The sequence below is a fragment of the Endozoicomonas sp. ALE010 genome, from assembly GCF_049310165.1.
Classification (GTDB): Bacteria; Pseudomonadota; Gammaproteobacteria; order Pseudomonadales; family Endozoicomonadaceae; genus Endozoicomonas.
Window position 1 is genome coordinate 140,065 of sequence record NZ_JBLYNV010000003.1, and the last position, 19,252, is coordinate 159,316.

The 19,252-nt window shown below is 49.7% G+C and carries 12 protein-coding genes; 7 read left to right on the forward strand and 5 right to left on the reverse strand.

Translation table 11 applies throughout. The annotated features are described in order from the left end of the window. The first annotated feature begins 288 nt into the window (after nucleotides 1–288). Entirely contained in the window at nucleotides 289–2,103 is a 1,815-nt protein-coding gene (locus ACO6UY_RS02730; RefSeq protein WP_422488994.1) for an anthrax toxin-like adenylyl cyclase domain-containing protein, read from the forward strand. 19 nt (nucleotides 2,104–2,122) lie between these two features. On the opposite strand, the gene ACO6UY_RS02735 is transcribed toward ACO6UY_RS02730, so the two are convergent. Together ACO6UY_RS02735 and ACO6UY_RS02740 are read right to left on the reverse strand one after the other, a co-directional pair. Beyond that, the gene (locus tag ACO6UY_RS02735) at nucleotides 2,123–2,509 is read right to left on the reverse strand and encodes a PIN domain-containing protein (RefSeq protein ID WP_422488996.1); all 387 of its coding nucleotides are present in this window, start codon (nucleotides 2,507–2,509) and stop codon (nucleotides 2,123–2,125) included. A 2-nt stretch (nucleotides 2,510–2,511) separates the two neighbouring features. Continuing rightward, complete coding sequence (locus ACO6UY_RS02740) at nucleotides 2,512–2,787, reverse strand: AbrB/MazE/SpoVT family DNA-binding domain-containing protein (protein ID WP_422446459.1); 276 nt, start codon at nucleotides 2,785–2,787, stop codon at nucleotides 2,512–2,514. A 329-nt stretch (nucleotides 2,788–3,116) separates the two neighbouring features. Here ACO6UY_RS02740 and msbA point away from each other — a divergent pair, with 329 nt between their 5' ends. The 3 genes from msbA to hldE all read left to right on the forward strand — a co-directional run bounded on the left by msbA (nucleotide 3,117) and on the right by hldE (nucleotide 8,292). After that, nucleotides 3,117–4,931 carry a lipid A export permease/ATP-binding protein MsbA gene (msbA, locus tag ACO6UY_RS02745; protein ID WP_422446461.1) on the forward strand — a complete coding sequence of 605 codons (1,815 nt, stop codon included), beginning with the start codon at nucleotides 3,117–3,119 and terminating at the stop codon, nucleotides 4,929–4,931. Between the two features lie 216 nt (nucleotides 4,932–5,147). Next, nucleotides 5,148–6,617: a hypothetical protein gene (locus ACO6UY_RS02750; RefSeq protein ID WP_422459472.1), complete on the forward strand. Its 1,470-nt coding sequence runs from the start codon at nucleotides 5,148–5,150 to the stop codon at nucleotides 6,615–6,617. Nucleotides 6,618–6,849: 232 nt separating this feature from the next. Beyond that, the gene (hldE, locus tag ACO6UY_RS02755) at nucleotides 6,850–8,292 is read left to right on the forward strand and encodes a bifunctional D-glycero-beta-D-manno-heptose-7-phosphate kinase/D-glycero-beta-D-manno-heptose 1-phosphate adenylyltransferase HldE (protein ID WP_422488997.1); all 1,443 of its coding nucleotides are present in this window, start codon (nucleotides 6,850–6,852) and stop codon (nucleotides 8,290–8,292) included. Between the two features lie 228 nt (nucleotides 8,293–8,520). Here the strand turns inward: hldE and ACO6UY_RS02760 are convergent, their stop codons facing one another. Beyond that, nucleotides 8,521–9,501: a DUF3418 domain-containing protein gene (locus ACO6UY_RS02760; RefSeq protein WP_422446467.1), complete on the reverse strand. Its 981-nt coding sequence runs from the start codon at nucleotides 9,499–9,501 to the stop codon at nucleotides 8,521–8,523. A 502-nt stretch (nucleotides 9,502–10,003) separates the two neighbouring features. Here ACO6UY_RS02760 and ACO6UY_RS02765 point away from each other — a divergent pair. Continuing rightward, the gene (locus ACO6UY_RS02765; RefSeq protein WP_422467375.1) at nucleotides 10,004–10,945 is read left to right on the forward strand and encodes a porin; all 942 of its coding nucleotides are present in this window, start codon (nucleotides 10,004–10,006) and stop codon (nucleotides 10,943–10,945) included. 45 nt (nucleotides 10,946–10,990) lie between these two features. Here ACO6UY_RS02765 and hrpA read toward each other — a convergent pair whose 3' ends face one another. Further along, nucleotides 10,991–14,887, reverse strand: coding sequence for an ATP-dependent RNA helicase HrpA (gene hrpA, locus ACO6UY_RS02770; protein WP_422488999.1), 3,897 nt, complete (start codon nucleotides 14,885–14,887; stop codon nucleotides 10,991–10,993). Between the two features lie 146 nt (nucleotides 14,888–15,033). Beyond that, nucleotides 15,034–16,713 carry an AMP-binding protein gene (locus ACO6UY_RS02775; protein ID WP_422446473.1) on the reverse strand — a complete coding sequence of 560 codons (1,680 nt, stop codon included), beginning with the start codon at nucleotides 16,711–16,713 and terminating at the stop codon, nucleotides 15,034–15,036. Nucleotides 16,714–16,917: 204 nt separating this feature from the next. On the opposite strand from ACO6UY_RS02775, the gene ACO6UY_RS02780 reads away from it, so the two are divergent. Together ACO6UY_RS02780 and ACO6UY_RS02785 are read left to right on the forward strand one after the other, a co-directional pair. Beyond that, nucleotides 16,918–18,264, forward strand: coding sequence for a hypothetical protein (locus tag ACO6UY_RS02780; protein ID WP_422467379.1), 1,347 nt, complete (start codon nucleotides 16,918–16,920; stop codon nucleotides 18,262–18,264). Between the two features lie 36 nt (nucleotides 18,265–18,300). Beyond that, nucleotides 18,301–19,245: an alpha/beta hydrolase gene (locus tag ACO6UY_RS02785; protein ID WP_422467381.1), complete on the forward strand. Its 945-nt coding sequence runs from the start codon at nucleotides 18,301–18,303 to the stop codon at nucleotides 19,243–19,245. The last annotated feature ends 7 nt before the right edge of the window (nucleotides 19,246–19,252 follow it).

A 19,252-nucleotide genomic window follows, 5' to 3' on the forward strand; every position in this document is an offset into this window, starting at 1 on the left:
CCCACTTGAACTTCCCCGCCAGACTTTCGCAGGACTGAACTTAAACCTTTCAGCTCAAACAACTTCCATCAGGCAAACGCTCCAACCACTCCTGACCACTAATGGGCAACTAAACCGGGACAACACTTCGCAATCTCTTCCGGAAACTTCTCTGCGCTTGCCCTGCACCTCGAGCATTTTCATTGTGCAGGGTGACGCAAAAATTCAGATTACAAACCCTCAACACCATCTATGCTGGTCATGAGAATTTGTGGAGACCCTGTTCTTTAAAGGGAGCAAAGACTGCCGATGCAAAACATTGATAGTTTCGCTCGCAACGGGATGAGCTGGGGAAGCCTGCATACTATGGCCAAAAAAATTACCACAAATACACCAACTCAATATCCAGCTCAAGAAAATAAACCCAGGCCGGCCAACGATAACACTCGAGGGGTGTTTGCCAATACCCGGCAGGTTTCCCCGATCACTGAGCGCAGTGATACCCATATTGGCAAGGGTGTTAACAGTGACAGAACTGCGAGCCGACTGGATAAAGATTCACAAAAAAGCCTCAGTAACTCATTGATCACTCTGGCTGACCCTGTGCAGGAACATACTTCCCGGGACAAAGTAATCACCGGCCTGCAACGGGTTGCAGCACACTCCCTCCAGGGAATCCCCTATAATCTTCTGAGCCAGCTGAAAGAGGCCGCTGATCACCGCGGTGCAGCACTGTTTACCCGACCTGTGGAGCCAGTCTGTCGCACCTTGATTGATGAAGGGTGGCCCACCAAACATTTCAGAATCAAAGCAAAAAGCAGTAATTGGGGGGCTCAGGCAGGTACCATTCCGGTGCTTCAGCAGTACAGCAAACTGGCCCTGGACAGGGACAGTAAAATAGAAAAATACAGCAAGCAGGCAGAAAAGTGCCTGAAAGGGGTAGATCGCCACGGCAATCCGTACGCCGAGGCTGTGCCATTAAGAATCAGCCAGAACCGCCTTGAGGAGCTTGAACGCAATGGCTATCTGTATCAGCGAAATGAGCAGGTCAATGAACACGGTGATCCGTGTCTCTATTTCAAGACACGGGCCTGCAATCGCAGTGACGGGCCTGAACATACCCAGCTATTGATAAGAGAACCCGATGGCCAATGGGCTGTGTACGACGCTGATCATATATCCCCAGCACCTGTTATGGTGATTGCGCAGCCGGCAACAGAGCCAGGCGACACGGCACAGCCCATGACCGCAGATATTGATCCACTGATGGAGGTTTTTCCCCTGGAGAAACTGGATCTGGAGCGTTTAGACCGATTACCCATACCTTTAGTATCAGACCAGGTTGTCACCCGGCAGGTAGACAAGTATCGCGCGAGACTGAAGAAATCCTTTGCTGCCGGGGAAATATCCAAAGAGGTGTTGCAGGAGAAACTGGCTGGCTATGATCAGTTGGAAAAAAAACTGCAGAACGATTTTTATTCGGTAAAAGATGAATCCGGGCAAACCCTCTTCAGGGAGGACTCGGATATGGGCAATGTGTCAAACCGAACCCGGAATATGGTTAGCTATTACGAACGGGCATTGGGCAGAAAACACCGGGTTATTCACCATAATGTTGATGTTCACAGTCTGGCCACTGATGAGCAGGCCAATTATCCCATTACCGCTTTTCTGCCAGCCTCATTAAATATGGCAGAAGGGATTTGCATGATTTTCAATGAGGAGCAGTTTCACTCTGTGCTGGGTGAGCTGATGAATCGAGGTTATGCAGTCCAGCAAAATCCACTCTGGAAAACCCGTCCGAAAAATCACAATTTTCTCAATGCCAAGGCCCGTGTGGCAGCCAGTATGAAAGCTTCGTTAATCGACCCTGAAGAGTTTGTCAGGGGTCTTGAGCAAATGGCCCGGGCAGATGATCTCGATGAAGATTACCGGGCAGCGCTGATCTCTGAACAGGAGGACTATCTGAAAGGTGACGCTCATGAGCGCCGTGATTCCGCTATCAGCTTCAATAGCAGTCTCGACTCCGTTGACCAGGGATCAGAGGGGGACTCATCAACAGCGGATCTTTCCGATTTCAGCGACAGTGATTCTGAAGATGATGATTCCGGCTTTGGTCCTTAGGACCTGCACCTCCCGGCGATCACTGCGGCCAGAGCAGGCTGAACTCAGGCAACCTTGAAGCCTTGCGGTCAAAGGTCAGGGTTGTTACACATCGTTGTTTGTTATGATGCCCGATCATGGCATCCGCAAAATCATAACCCTGTTGATAATCATCAAGAGCTTTCAGGGTTTCCGGACAATGATCAGTTACGCACTTTTGCAGGTGCAAAACAGCTCTGAGTTTCTGACATTGCTGTTCGGGGTCTACCCTGTAAAAATGACTGAGCACCCACACAGTTTCTATCAACACCAGAGGGCTGATGTAAAACTTCTGGCAACCGGTGAGGAAGTTGAGAACCTGTTGATACTGAGGCTCGTCATCTCGAACCAGATAGCGAATAAGGATATTCGTGTCAATACCGTCCATTACTACTTGCCTTTGTGCTGGTCATGTTGATTGATCCAGGTTTCAGAAGCACCCGCCTTAATGGCTTTTTCCATATCGTCCAGCGATGCCCTGCGACCATTGGTGTGCTGGGCCAGGCAACCACCAAGGGCTTCAATATCGTCAGACATGGGGGTCAGGATGATGACTCCGTCTTTTTCTTGAAAGAGCACTTTATCACCGGGTTGCAACTGATATTTTTCCCGAATAGCACTGGGAATGGTGACCTGCCCTTTGCTGGTGATTGAGCTGGTTGACATGGCTGAGGTCTCTGGTTCGAGTATTACAAAAGGTAATACCTGATCAGCAGCTTGTCAAAACGGACGGGTTAAGTAGTACATTCAGGTTTTAAGCCTGTCCTTTTTCCGCAACCGAATAAACAAACCTGCTATTTTTCCTGAAGCGCTTCCGCAAACGCCCGGTAAAAAGGCTTTTTAAATGGCTGATATCGCTGTTATGCTCGCGGGTTCATTTTTATTTTAATGAAAATGCCGCCAGAACGTGCTTCCCAGCCAAACTTTTCTTTTAATCGGAAGCGGCACTTACGCTCATGGCAACGTCTGTCCAGAGCCGGAAATGATCCAATACCATGTCAGAACAGAACCCTAATCCTGGCAGTCTGCAGATTTACCTTCGACTGCTGACTTACGTAAAACCCTACATCGGCTATTTTGCCCTGAGTCTCCTTGGCCTGGCTATCTTTGCCCTGACCCAGCCCGGTTTCGCCAAGCTGCTTGAATACTTTGTCCAGGCGCTGGAAGGCGAAGAGGTCACCCTGCTGCAAAACCAGGCATGGCTGCCCAACTCAGCCATTTCATCACTCTGGCTGATCCCGTCACTGATGGTCATTATCGCCATCGTTCGGGGCATCGGCTCTTATCTGGGTAATTACTACATCTCCAAGGTCGCGAACTTTGTTATCCATGACCTGAGAACCGAGATGTTCGAACGCATGATCAACCTGCCCAATGCATTCTTTGATAACAACAACTCCGGCCACCTGATTGCCCGTATTACCTATAACGTCAGCCTGGTGACTGCCGCGGCTACCGATGCCATTCGTGTTGCCGTCCGGGAAGGCCTGACCGTTGTCTTCCTGCTCAGTTTCCTGTTTTACACCAGCTGGAAGATGACCCTGATCTTTATTGCCGCACTGCCAATCATCGCCATGGTGGTTGCCTATGCCAGCAAACGTTTCCGCAGGATCAGCAGAAATATGCAAAATTCCATGGGAGACCTGACCCATGTCACCTCGGAAACCATTAATGGCTATCGGGAGGTCAGGGGGTTTGGTGGTGAAGGTTATGAATGTGATCGCTTCCGGTCTTCCAGTGCCGCCAATACCCGCCAGAACCTTAAGCTGGCCAAAGCGGGCTCCGTCCATACGCCGGTTCTGCAATTTATTGTCTCCATAGCCCTTGCCCTTTTGCTGTTTATGGTTCTGTTTGTCAAAGGTGACTCAACTACAGCAATCCTGGTGGGTTATGTAACAGCGGCCGCCCTGCTGCCCAAGCCGATCCGCCAGCTCAGCGAAGTGAACGCCAGTATCCAGAAGGGCATCGCGGCGGCAGAAAGTATTTTCGCCATGGTGGATGAAACACCAGAAGCCAATCATGGCCAGTACACCTGCGACCGGGTAACCGGTTGCGTTGAATTCAGGCAGATTGGTTTTGCTTATCCAGGCGCGGAATCACCCGCACTGCAAGACATCAGCTTCACCATTCAACCCGGACAAACCTACGCCCTGGTGGGGCGATCCGGTTCCGGCAAAAGCACCCTCGCCAATATTGTTCCCAGGTTCTATAACCATACCGAAGGCGATATCCTGATTGACGGTGTTCCCCTGAATGACTTTGAATTGAAAAACCTGCGCAGCCATATTGCCCTGGTCAGCCAGAACATCACCCTGTTCAATGATACCGTTGCCAGAAATATTGCCTACGGTGCCTTGGCGGATACCGCCGATCAGGAAGATATCCGCCTGGCTGCAGAAGCGGCCCATGCCACAGAGTTCATCAAAGACATGTCGGACGGTATGCACACAATTGTTGGCGAAGACGGCGTTCTCCTGTCCGGCGGCCAGCGTCAGCGTCTGGCCATTGCCCGTGCGGTGCTTAAAGATGCGCCCATCCTGATTCTGGATGAAGCAACCTCAGCCCTGGACACAGAATCCGAGCGCCACATTCAGGCAGCCCTGGACAGCATCATGAAAGGCCGTACCACCCTGGTGATTGCTCATCGCCTGTCAACCATTGAGAATGCCGATTGCATCCTGGTAATGGAGCATGGCCGAATTATTGAACGAGGAACCCATACTGAACTGCTGGCGAAAGGTGAACATTACGCCAAACTGCACAAGATGCAGTTTCAGGATGAACCGCCTGTTACCGTAGAACACGTTTAAATATTACTCAGGAAGAAAATGGAACTTTTGCTCCCTTTTTCAATCTTACTTAGTACATCATTCCAATAAGTTTGATGTGTAAAATCTCCGTTCACCCCGGGTGCCCTTCGGCTCAGCTCAGGATGAACGGAGCTTGGGAGCCATTGATAGAAGGAACTCATCAATTAAATTCAAACCATGTACTGGTCGTATCTTGAGCTTAAACAGGCATTTCCAATGGAAACATATCCAAGCACCAACCCGGCAAACGTCTCGGCAGCGCCTGCCAATCAGCTAACCCGGCCTTTAGCACCCGCTTCTGATAGCTCCAAATGTGTTTTTTCTCCTCACCGAACAGTGGCAACATGTCAGACGCATACATCCAGCCAGTCCGGCTCCAATGACATAACATCCACCAGAACCACTGACATTGAAGCAAGAGCTGTGCTTCCCGGTAGCGCCGACACAACAATACTTGCATCTTCTGGCTCTGGTTCTTCTATATCGCTAAAAGGCCCTCAAAATAATGACATTGCGAAAAGCTCTCTGCCCAATGAGTTGCAAGCATGTATTCGGGAGTGGCAAGTAATCTCGACGAACTACCCACGAAATTTAATGTTTCAGGAACTCATCAAGTTCATGACCAAATGCAAAAGAGCATTAATACTCCGATCAATTCAACTGGGCAGGTTTGACAGGGAAAATCCAGCACACATTGCCGAGGCTTTTCTGTCAGGTACGTTGAATATGGCAACCCGCAGAGTCTCCAACATGCCAAAGCACATTTTAATGCCAGAATTATTTCCACCTGATAATACTAACGTACTAATAATGTTCAGCGAACATAGCACCTATAAACTATCGATCGCTTTCAGACATAAAAAAGTAAGTGAAATAATTACTGAGACTATCTCCCACCAGGATGCTAAGTTTTTTATACCTGATGACCCTTTTAAAACATGTCATACCACTGCGGATTTTATTGGGGCATTGCTCTCCACAATTTGTACTTTTTATGATCATCCTGCGACCTCAAAACGTGTTCAGGCTCAAACTGACTCAACTTGCCCTGATACCAGTGATGATAATTGTGACATTGCCATACTCTTCAAGACATTGGGATTATGGAAAAGTCAGGATAAAACCCTTGTTATTCCCTGCATAAAAACACAATCCAGCCACATCCCGCCATTCAAATTAATCGCCGCATTCTCAAAGTCGCTGGCTGAAAGCCACCCCTACCATGCGTTGTTCAAAAGGCCCAGGCTGAATCCGGCAAGGCTAACTTATTGCCCAAAACCAAAAGGAGTTCAATCGGATAACCTTGAAAAATTTCAAAAGAGAACCTTAAAATCTCTGCTGAATAGCTTGAGCGAGCAATCGGCAAAATCATCAAAACCAAAAGAACCCCAATCATCTGCATCAGCTCAACCATCACCAGCCGTAGCCCCTGCCAGTTCCTATAAATTAGAAAATCCCTCAGAAAAAACACTATCCCTTGCCAAACAAATCGCTTTGCTGATCGAACGCAATGATGCAGCTAAGCTCAAAACATTACTTGAACATAACCCTCAATACGCCACTGAGCTTAAAGACTCCCAGAATAATAAACTGCAAAAATACCTGTCTAAATGCCAGGATATCCAGGCTGACAATGATGAGGCGAGTGTCGAGGAGTACGACGACCATCTGACGTCACAGGATTAATATTATTTCTCACTTACGCAGCAGAAAACATCTATGGTAAAGTCGCCAATTTACCGTAAAACAGCTGCACTGCCCCCGATCCGGAAACACGAAACAAGGCGTATAAGGTGTACCAGCACACGCTGTACAGCCTTTGCCAAAATATCCGTCAACTGACTTTAAGGTGCATATTGCACGGCTGTGGTATGGTAAGTAGTTAACCAACTGCCATTAAGCTGACTGGACCTCATTGATGAAATTGACGATTCCCCGTTTTGATCTGGCCAAAGTCCTGGTAATTGGCGATATCATGCTGGATCGATACTGGCATGGTGCCACCTCCCGGATTTCACCGGAAGCTCCGGTGCCTGTAGTTAAAGTCGGACAGATAGAAGACCGTCCGGGCGGAGCGGGCAATGTTGCCCTCAATATTGCCACACTGGGCGCACCGGCATGGGTTATCGCGGCAACTGGTGACGATGAATCCGCCGACGTCCTTCAGACCCGACTGGAGGCCGCTGGCATTTACTGCTGCTTTGCCCGAATCCCCGGTGCGCCAACCATTACCAAATTACGGGTCATTTCCCAGCATCAACAATTGATTCGCCTGGATCATGAAGAAAGCTTTGATGGTCTGAGTCCCGATGTGATTGAAGAAAAGGCCGCCCAGCTTATCCATAACCTGAGCGCCATTGTCCTTTCTGATTACGGCAAGGGAACTCTGCAGGGCTGTCAGCAACTGATTCGCCTGGCCCGATCCCATAATATTCCCGTTCTCGTGGACCCCAAAGGCAGCAGCTTTGAGCGTTATCGTGGTGCCACGGTGATAACGCCCAATCTGAAAGAGTTTGAGACAATTGCTGGCCCCTGCCGCAGCGAAGAAGAGCTGGTCAGCAAAGGTCAACAACTGTTAAAAGACCTTGAGCTGGGAGCACTGCTTATTACCCGCAGTGAACACGGCATGACCCTGATCCGGGAAAATGAACCTGAAGTCCACTACCCGGCAAGGGCAAGAGAAGTTTTCGATGTAACAGGTGCAGGCGACACGGTTATCTCGGTACTGGCCGCCTCCCTGGCCGCTGGCTGTGACATGCCCCAGGCTGCCGGTCTGGCCAATATTGCCGCCGGCATTGTTGTGGCCAAGCTAGGCACCGCCAGCGTCTCCATGCCCGAACTGAGACGTGAAGTGAACCGGGAGCTGGGTGCTGAAAGAGGTGCGGTATCTGCCGAGCAATTGATGATTGCGGTTGAAGATGCCCGGGCTCACGGCGAAAAGATCGTTTTTACCAACGGTTGTTTTGATATCCTCCATGCTGGCCATGTTGGCTACCTGGAGCAGGCACGCAAGCAGGGGGACAGGCTGATTCTTGCCATTAATGGCGATGATTCTGTCACCCGCCTGAAAGGTGAAGGACGCCCGATTAACCCGGTGGACCGCCGAATGGCAGTACTTGCTGGCCTGGAAGCGGTGGACTGGGTTGTCAGTTTTGATGAAGATACCCCGGAAAATCTGATTCAGGCAATCAAGCCGGATGTACTGGTAAAAGGTGGCGACTACTCACTGGATGAAGTGGTCGGTGCTCCGATTGTTCATGAATACGGTGGTGAAGTGAAAGTGCTGGCCTTCCTGGAGAACTGCTCAACCACTGCCATTGTCGATAAAATCCGCGATGAAAAAGAAGCACAACCTGCCTGATGATTGCCTGGCCATAACCGCTGTGGCCAGCCCCTGATCTGAATTATCTGCCGGGCATCAACCGGCAGAGTAGTAGCCTGTCGGACTTAACAACATCTACAGGTTATGACAGATCAAATAACACGTACTCATTAACCAGACCTATCAAGGGCCGATATATTGATCAGGCCCATGCTTGACACATTTACCGTGACTCCTTGATAACATTGGTGAGAAAACACTGATGAATTAAATCGCTTCCACCTCTTCCCACAATTTCCGCAGTCGTTTGTCCGATACCGGAAAACGAGTGCCCAGCTGCTGGGCAAACAGGGAAACCCGGTACTCTTCAATCATCCAATAGAATTGCTGAAGATTTGGATCGATCACCTTATGCTGATAATGAGCCTCTCGGCGTTTATCATATTTCTGCTGCAGAGCGGTCAGCTCTTCCGTCCAGGCGCGATCACGGTTTACCTTGGCTGGCAATTTCTCCAACCTGACCTCAATCGCCTTGAAATAACGAGGATAATGGCTAAGCCACTCCATACCCGCTGACGTCATAAACCCCGGCTGTAACAGTCTTTGCACATGCTGCTTGATATCTGCCAGGGCCAGGGCCCGGTCAAAACTGATCTTACCTTTCAGTTGTCGGCTAATCCCCTGGGCAATACGAAAGATCTCATTAAGAATGGGATCAATCTTCTCGGCAAAAGGCACAATGTCGCCTTTGGGCTGCTCCAGCAATGCCATGAATGATTCACGTTTTTTGGGCAGCTCACTGTCCTTATTCAGATAGACGCCGCTGATAATCAAACTCTGCAAATCATCTTCAAGCTGGTTCTGCTTCATCAGATTAGTGGCCAGCAACCTGGTTTCTTTCAATCTGGCCACTTTACTCAAGGCAAACTTAAGCTGGGTGGACAGCCTGATCCTGAGCAATCGCGTCAACCCTTTGCGGTTTTCAAAGTCGGCCATCGCCGGACTTTCAAACGTAAGGTGGTGCAAATCAGGCTTCTGTCGTTCAGCCCCCTTGCACCACTTCCCACAGCCCGCACCGTTACAGATATCCGCAGGAATCAGGGCATCGTAAGTAGTTAACCAACTACTTAACCCGGATATTTTATAAACGTGCTCGCGCTCTCGCTTGTCCTTTGCCGCTCTATGGAATTGTCTTTTAATAAGTTCCCGATTTCCGTTCACCCTGAGCTTGTCGAAGGGTCGTGCCACCGAACTTCGACAAGCTCAGTCCGAACGGAGTCAGGCAATGAAAATAGGGAAGTTATTTCCAGACAACTCCTAAGTCAGTGCCATTGGCCCATAGCCCCCCATTCACCGTTGGCTGAACGACAGGTTGGGATATCAAAGCTGTTGCCTTGCAAAATCAGGCAAGGATAGACAAGGCTCAGGCGGTGAAAAGAACCGTTTGAATTATTTATAATGGATAATATGCAAAAATCTTATAATTAAGACGGTGATGGTTTTCAGGGGAAAGAAAATTGTTCTCTGATATCAATGACTCAATCCATAATGCCCCCCCCTCGACCGCTCATCGTAGACGGATCAAGTAGACGGATCAAAGCCTCGCCCCCCCGAATTCATCAGACAGAAATAAAATCGCAATAAAATCGTAACTTTACAGAAATTTTTCTTTCATTTTTGCTAATTACTATAACGGTCTCAATCTAATGAACAGAACGTTCATCCACATAAGTAAGGTAATACAAGCAAAATGAAGAACGCAGCACTGACTACAACCATTCTGACCGCACTGGCATCAACCCCTGCTTTTGCTGTAACTGTTTATGATGAAGACGGGACTTTGCTAAAAGTCGGCGGTCGTGCAGAAGCCCGTTTTAATATCTCTGACGAAAATAAAAGTGCCGACACTGACTCTTTCAAAGATAAGTCCCGCGCCCGCGTAAAGATAACCGGAAAAACCCGGATCTCCGAAGAGCTGTATGGCTTTGGTAAATATGAGACTCAGTTTGACGACAAGTCTGAACTAACTAATCGTTACTACTTTGCAGGTTTAGGCACTTCTTTTGGAGAGTTTTCCTACGGCAAACAAGACTCGGCTCAGGTACTGCTGACTGATATCACTGATATTATGGCAACATTTGGTGCCGAAGCAGCAGATATCGTTGATGGCAACAAAGACAAACGCGAAAATACCTTCCTTTATTCCGGAGAGTTTGATGCCCTGACCATTCAGGCCAACTATACCGCAGCGGATGAAGATAACACCAAAGATACCGAAAGCTACGGTATTGCTGCCCTCTACAATATTGGCTCAGTTGATATTGGTGCCGGTTATGTTTCCCAAACCAGCGGGGTCAACGACGACGACCAGGCTAATCTTGTCGTCCAATACTCTATTGACGACATTACCCTGGGTGCCCTGTACACCTTGGGTAGCAACGCTGACAATGATATTACCGGCTACGAAATATCAGCTAAATACAAACCAGTAAAGAAACTTACCCTGGCCAGTGTTTACAACTATCAGGAAGTAGACCCCAAGGCTGGTGCAACAGTAGACACAATTGACGAGTTTGCCATTGAGGCAGTTTACAAGTTCAATGGCAACCTGCGAACCTACGCCGGTTACAGATTCCAGCAGATTGATAACACGGATGACGAGTTACAGGCCGGTATCCGCTACGACTTCTGATTTCACTGATACTCCCTCCGGGACATCCCGAGGGAGTAACCTTGCTTAAATATCCTCAACCTGTTCCCACAGTTTACGAAGACGTTTGTCTGATACCGGAAAACGGGTTCCCAGTTGCTGGGCAAACAGGGAAACCCGGTACTCTTCGATCATCCAGTAAAATAATTGCAGGTTCGGATCAACAATCTTCTGCTGAAGATGCGCATCAAGCCGTTTTTCATATTTTTGCTGTAGTACAGCCAGCTCTTCCGTCCACGCTCTATCTTTGTTTACCTGGGCGGGCAGTTTCTCCAGTCTGGCTTCAATCCCTCTAAAATATCGGGGGTAGTGGCTCAACCACTCCCTACCGGCATCAGCCATAAAGCCGGGGCGTAACAGCCTTTGTAAATGCTGTTTGATATCAGCCAGCGACAATGCCCGATCAAAGCTGATCTTTCCTTTCAATTGACGACTCACCCCCTGGGCAATACGAAAAATCTCATTAACAATGGGATCGATCTTCTCGGCAAAAGGCACAATGTCGCCTTTATGCCGCTCAAGCAATGCCAGAAATGACTCCCGGTTTCTGGGCAGCCCGTTGTCATCATTCAGATAGACGCCGCTGATAATCAAACTCTGTAAATCATCTTCCAGCTGACTCTGATGCACCAGATTGGTCGCCAGCAACAGGGTTTCCTTCACTCGGGCCATTTTACTCAAGGCAAACTTAAGCTGGGTGGACAGCCTGATCCTGAGCAGTCGGGTCAACCCTTTGCGGTTTTCAAAGTCGGCCATCGCCGGACTCTCAAATAGCTGAACTGCCACTGAATCACGCTGGTCAACCAGGGCCGGGTATGACTTTAATACCAGCCCTCCGGCTTTGCGGGTAATTTCATGGGGCAGCTCGCCACAGGTCCAGTCCAGCAGACCTTCCTGCTCCAGATGACTTTTCGCCAGCTTACGGATGGTGTCCTGTACATGATCAGAGAACTGTTGTCTGAGCTGATTTAAATCACGCCCCTGGCCAATAACATCGCCATCTTCATTCACCACCCGGATATTCATTAGCAAATGTCCATCCAGGCTATCTGTGTTCCAGTGCTCTTCGAGAATACGCACACCGGACATACGGGTCAGCTGCCGCCCAAGCATGTCGGTCAGCGGCTCGTCACAGGCAGAGAGCGATTCCAAAGCACCGTTGACAAAGTCAGGCACAGGGACAAAGTTCTTGCGCACCGGCTTGGGCATGGATCGAACCAGGGCCACACACTTGTCGAACAGCATACCGGGCACCAGCCACTCCAGACGATGCCTGGGCAGCAACCTTAATGCCTCCACCGGCACGGTCAGGGTGACGCCGTCATCCGTCTCACCCGGGGCAAAGTGATAACTGAGCGGCAGCTCCAACCCCTCCCAGCGGAAGCGATCCGGGTATCTGTTGACGGTGATATGCTCTGCTTCATGCTGCATCAGATACTCTTTGGTAAGGTGGAGCAAATCAGGCTTCTGTCGTTCAGCCCCTTTGCGCCACTGCTCAAAGCCCGCACCGTTACAGATATCCGCAGGAATCAGGGCATCGTAAAAGTGGTAGAGCGTGTCACTGTCCACCAGAATATCCCGGCGGCGGGACTTCGCTTCCAGCTCATCCACTTCGTCAATCAATGCCAGGTTATGCTTCTGAAATGCCCCTTTGGAATCAAAGTGCCCTTCAACCAGGGCTTCACGGATAAAGATCTCCCGGGCAACCACCGGATCTATCAGGCCATAATTCACCCGACGACGGCCGACAATGATCAATCCATACAGTGTGACCTGCTCAAACGCCACCACCTGGGCACGTTTCTTCTCCCAGTGGGGTTCAAAATAGTTCCGCTTCACCAGATGCGTTGCCAGCGGCTCAATCCATTGGGGCTCCAGTTTGGCATTGGTTCGGGCAAAGAGCCGGGAAGTTTCCACCAGCTCTGCCGCCATCGCCCATTTGGGCTTGCGCTTATAAAGCGTCGATGCCGGAAACAGATAGAAGCGCCGGTTTCTGGCCCCCATATAATCCGCTTCATCATCTTTACTGCCCAACTGGGACAAAAGGCCGGATAGCAGTGACTTATGAACATCGCCATAGCTGGCAGGGCTGTCATTCAAGCGGAATTGCAGGTCTTTACAGGCCAGTGTCAGCTGTCGATGGAGGTCGCGCCACTCGCGCATGCGCATAAAAGACAGGTACTGTTTATTGCAGTATTTGCGCAGCTGATTCTGGGACAGTGCCTGCCGCTGTTCCTCATAGGCTTCCCAGAGATTCACGTATGTCATGAAGTCCGAGTCATCGTGATAAAACTCACGGTGTCGCTGATCGGCCGCCTGCTGTTTGTCCTGCGGGCGTTCCCTGGGATCCTGTGCCGCCAGGGCACTGACAATAATCAACACTTCATGCAGGGCATTATTGTTATTCGCCTCAATCAGCATCCGTCCAAGGCGTGGATCTACCGGCAGCTGCCCCAGCTGTCGGCCAATCGGGGTAATACGCCGGTCTTTACCCACCGCCACCAGCTCCTGCAGCAGCTTGAAGCCATCATTAATGGCTTTGCCATCCGGTGGATCAACAAACGGAAACGCGGCGATATCGCCCAGCCCCATCCGCAACATCTGCAAGATCACCGCCGCCAGGTTGGTTCTGAGAATCTCCGGATCGGTAAACTCCGGACGGGAAAGAAAATCCTCCTCAGAGTAAAGGCGAATACAGATACCTTCGGCAACACGACCACAGCGCCCTTTACGCTGATTGGCCGATGCCTGCGACACAGCCTCAACCGGCAGCCGCTGGACTTTTGACCGGACACTGTAGCGGCTGATACGGGCAGTACCGGGGTCAATCACATAGCGAATGCCCGGCACCGTTAACGAGGTTTCGGCGACGTTGGTGGACAAAATAACACGACGACCGGAGTGTTCCTGGAAGATCCGGTTCTGCTCAGCGGCAGAAAGGCGGGCATACAGTGGCAGAATGTCAGTATGGGGCAGTTTGGCATCCCGGAGAAACTGGTGAGTTTCCCGGATATCCCGTTCACCGCTGAGAAACACCAGCACATCGCCCAGTGGTTTGCCCTTTCCTGCGCGTTCAAGGCTGTCAATCTCTTCCAGTGCGCCCAGAATCCCCTGCTGTAATCGCTGGTCGGCATCACGCCCTTCCAGCTCAAGATCTTCCAGTGGACGATATAATGTCTCTACCGGATAGGTTCTGCCCGAGACTTCGATCACCGGTGCCTGATCAAAGTGCTTTGAAAACCGCTCGACGTCTATGGTAGCCGACGTGATGATGACTTTCAGGTCTGGTCGTTTAGGCAGAATCAGCTTGATATAGCCCAGAAGAAAATCAATATTCAGGCTGCGCTCATGGGCTTCATCAATGATCAGGGTGTCATAGCGGTTAAGAAAACGGTCATTCTGGATCTCGGCCAGCAGAATACCGTCAGTCATCAACTTGATCAGGGTAGTTTCGGTGGAGTGATCGGTGAAACGCACCTGGTAACCAACCTGCTCCCCCAGCACGCCCCCAAGCTCTTCAGCAATGCGATTGGCAACGGAACGGGCGGCCAGTCGCCGGGGCTGGGTATGGGCAATCGTACCAAAAATACCACGACCCGCTTCAAGACAGATTTTTGGCAGCTGGGTTGTCTTGCCTGAGCCTGTTTCACCGGCGATCACCACTACCTGGTGCTCACGGATAGCCCTGGCGATATCCTCTTTCCGGTCAATCACCGGTAGCGCCTGCTCATAACGGACGTCAGGAAGAGCCGCTTGTCGCTGCTCTACCAGCAACAGCGATGACGCTATTTTTTTCTGAATCCGCTCCAGACCTGCCTCATCATCCCGTTTCAGCCGACGCAATTGACCACGCAAGCGGTAACGATCGCGTATCATGCATTGATTGATGGACTGGCGCAGTTGCTTATCGGAAAAGCCGGACACCCAGGTACTCCCGTTTATATGGAATCAGTGATGATTATATAAGTTTGACAAGCGGCCTGAATGGCCGCCTGAGAGGAATTCCAGGACCTGTTGACGTTTCGTTGCGTGCTCAGCGCAACGAAACGTCAACAGGCCCTAACCACTCATTAAATTTGCCGGGCTGCCAGCTCTTCATCACGCAAATGACGACGGAGGATCTTACCCACATTGGTCGTGGGCAGCTCATCTCTGAACTCAACCATTTTGGGTACTTTATAGCCCGTCAGGTTTTGCCGGAAAAAGTGAATCACTTCTTCTTTGGTCAGTTCCGGATTACTGGACACCACAAACACCTTGATCGCCTCTCCCGAGCGTTTATCGGGCACCCCGATCACGGCACACTTAGAGACATCAGGGTGGGCAGAGAGCACCTCCTCCAGTTCATTCGGGTACACATTGAAACCGGAGATACAGATCATGTCCTTTTTGCGATCGACAATGGTGACATAACCTTCCTCGTCTATTCGGGCAATGTCGCCGGTTCTCAGCCAGCCATCCAGCATCGCTTCTTCAGTGGCCTGCTCACTCTGCCAGTAGCCCTTCATCACCTGAGGGCCTTTTATGCAGAGTTCACCCACTTCACCAATGGGCAGATCCTGATCTTCAGCATCAACCACCTTCAATTCACAGGACGGCACTGGCAGACCAATGGTACCCAGCTTGATTTTACCCAGTGGGTTAATCGTCACCACTGGTGAAGTTTCTGTCATACCATAACCTTCACAGATACAACTGCCGGTCAGGTTCTCCCATCGCTCCGCAGTATCCAGTTGCAGCGCCATACCACCGGAAATGGTGTTTTTCAGATAGGAGAAATCAAGACGACGGAAGGCTTCCTGGTTCATTAGCCCGACAAAGAGAGTATTCAGACCAATAAACATACTGAAAGGCTTACCGGTCAAATCCCTGATAAAGGATTTCATATCCCTCGGGTTGGTAATAAGCATGTTATGCTCACCCATCAAGATAGCCACCATACAATGCACGGTAAAAGCAAAAATATGATAAAGCGGCAATGGCGCAATAATCAGCTCCTCGCCTTCGCGCAAATTACCCCCAACAAGCGCCTTGACCTGGAACATATTGCTGAGAATATTGCGGTGAGTCAGCATGGCACCTTTAGCGACACCTGTCGTACCACCGGTATACTGCAAGATGGCAACATCATCATTTTCCCGGCGAATATCCGTGCAATGGTGCAAGGCTCCCCGACTGAGAACAGTGGTAAATGACACCGCCGATGGCAGCGAATAATCCGGCACCATTTTCTTAACGTGTTTGACCACCAGATTCACCAGTGTCCGCTTAAGGGTGGGTAGCATATCGCCGACCTGCGTCACCACAACATGCTTGATGGCCGTTTTGGGAACCACCTTCTCAGCCATGTGCGCCATGTTGGCCAACACCACCAGCGCCTTGGCACCGGAATCGCGGAACTGGTGCTCCATCTCACGTTCGGTATAGAGCGGATTGGTGTTTACCACAATCAATCCCGCACGCAGTGCACCAAAGACCGCCACAGGAAACTGCATGACATTGGGCAGCATAATGGCTATACGATCACCGGGGCGCAAATCGGTGTGATTTTGCAGATAACTGCAAAAATGCCCACTGAGCTCATAAAGACGGGAATAGCTCAGCTCATGCCCCATGTTGCTGAATGCCGGTTTGCTGGCAAACTTACGGGTGCTGTACTCCAGTACATCAATAATTGAGCGATACTGACCAACATCAATCGTTGCAGGAATACCTTGCGGGTACTTGTCTTTCCAGAAACCGGTGGTCATGGAGTACGCCTCCCACATCCATGATGGAGCTGTATAGAATAAAAACTGGCTCGCAAACTGTTCAACCTGTCTTGCAGACTATCGCATTGGAAAATTTTTTGAGGTTATCAGTTTTCTGCTGCTCCTGATAGACGACCTGCGGTAAATACTTCTAACCTGCTTTCAACGAAGGCCTGAACAATAGTATTCACAAGAGAAAAGCCAATGGACAGAATAAGCGGCAATCACCTGCTAACGGGCACTTACACGCCACCATCTGATAGCCATAAAGCACAACCACTGAAGACAGCACAACCACAGTCTTCAAGCCCCATAAATTCATCACTGAGCACCCATCTTTCTGAGCGATTGATATCGGTACCTCTTCTTCAGCCAGTAGTGAGTCAGCGATGGCCTGTGTCATCGCTCCAGAGAAAACGGGCAACGCCCCTTTGCAGCAAGAGTACGCCTCGTTTATCCGGGGATCCTGACATGACCAAACCCGTTAAGGAATTTATACGTCTTTGGCAGCATATTACCGAAACCAGAGCAATTAAGGTTTTTATTGGCAGCCTTCTTTCGCCAAATAGAATGAGCAAATTTCTGAACCAGTTAAATGAGCTGACATTATCCCGGGATGAGCAACTGCAAACCCTGACAAATTACTACCTGATAACATTCGGTGACAACCCGGGCAGCGCTATTCAACGCTTTACAGATGACAGAAAGTCAGTGGAACACCATTTAACAACCCAGGACCATCCCGCCCGGAGTATAACAACGATGACCACGATTTTTGATCAGGTCGAAGCCTGTATTAATAGCAGCCTGGGTATTAAAAGACATTTAACCAACCTGTCACAAAACCACTACTCAATGTCAATGGACGATTTGGAGCACCAAGAGTTAGATGAGTGCAACCTGCACCTGAAAACAGAATATCAAAAAGATCTCGAAATCTCCTCCAACACGAAATTAAGTGACATTTTTTCCAATGATTTATTAAGAGGCATGAATATTGACATTTACTCTCCGTCAGACCGCCCCCTGCTTAGCATTTACAGCAATACAAAAACCTGCTCATTCAAGGAAAGGGAGGAGAGTGGTGTTATTATCGACCAAATGACCTTTGACACAGGGAACCTTACAGACCGTGATACTCGTGAACAGCTATTCCAATCCCTGATTGAAGCAAAACTTGACAAGATCCTGTGCTCTCATAAACAGGTACACATTTTAACTTTTCTCTGTAGCCAACGATCTGCCAATATTTTCCACAATTTATTAAATCTGTATTTCATTGGTAAAAACCTCAGTTTGTCTATGCCTGAAAGACAAATAAGAACGGAAACAAGAGTTCTTGATAACGGTGATGTGTCAGTGAGGACGATTTTATCACTGCAAAAATACAAGCTGATCGATAACCGCTCCGGTGATGCCACCTCTTTTGATATTGAACAGATGATTGAGGTAGAAGCACTGTCCGTGATCACTACGGACAACCTTCAGCCACACTTTGATAAAATAAACGTGAAAATACTCGAGCCAGTTTCCATTCAATTCAGATGTTAAGCATAATGAATCCAAAAGCCTATTCAAGGACGCTGTATGAACCACTCGGAATCACCACCTTCACTGGTAACCATCAACAGCCAGTCAGGCCACCACCGCATTCCGGTTTACCAATGGCTGGCGAAAAAAAGTCCAAAGGCTGTGCTCCATATCAGTCATGGCATGGCTGAGCACAGTGCCCGCTACCAACAGCTGGCGGAGCAGCTGACCAGAAGAGGGTTTCATGTCTATGCCCATGATCATCGCGGGCATGGTGCCACCATCAACAAAGATAAAACGTCCAGCCAGGGGCATTTTGGTGACCATGATGGGTGGAATAATGTGGTTCAGGACCTGAAACGGGTCGTTGACCACACCCTTGCCCAGCACACGACTCTACCCTGCTTTCTTCTGGGTCACAGCATGGGCAGTTATATCCTGCAAAGCTATCTGGGCAGGCATAACCCCAATATATCCGGTGCCATTCTCTCCGGGTCAAACTTGGTGGCAAAGCCATTGCTGATGCTCGCCCGGCTGGTCGCTAAAATTGAAACCCTGCGCCAGGGAGTGATGGGGCACAGCCCTGTCATCCACCAACTGACATTTGCCGGATACAACAACAGCTTTAAACCCAATACGACAGAGTTTGACTGGTTAAGCCGCGACCCTGAATCGGTTATGCGATATGTCAAGGATCCCCTTTGCGGTTTTCGCTGCAGCAACCAGCTCTGGCATGACCTGTTCGGGGGGCTGCAGGAAATCAGTTCAACAAGCCTGTTAAAGAAAATCAACCATCAGCTGCCAGTGCTGATCATAGGGGGAGACCAAGACCCTGTCAGCGCACCGGATGGCTTAAAAAACCTGCAAACGGCATGGATCAGTTCTGGGCACAACAATACAACATTGACACTATACCCAGGTGCCAGACACGAATTATTTCATGAAACCAACCATCAGGAAGTGATTGATCAACTGTGCACCTGGCTTGAAAAGCACAGCTAACAATATC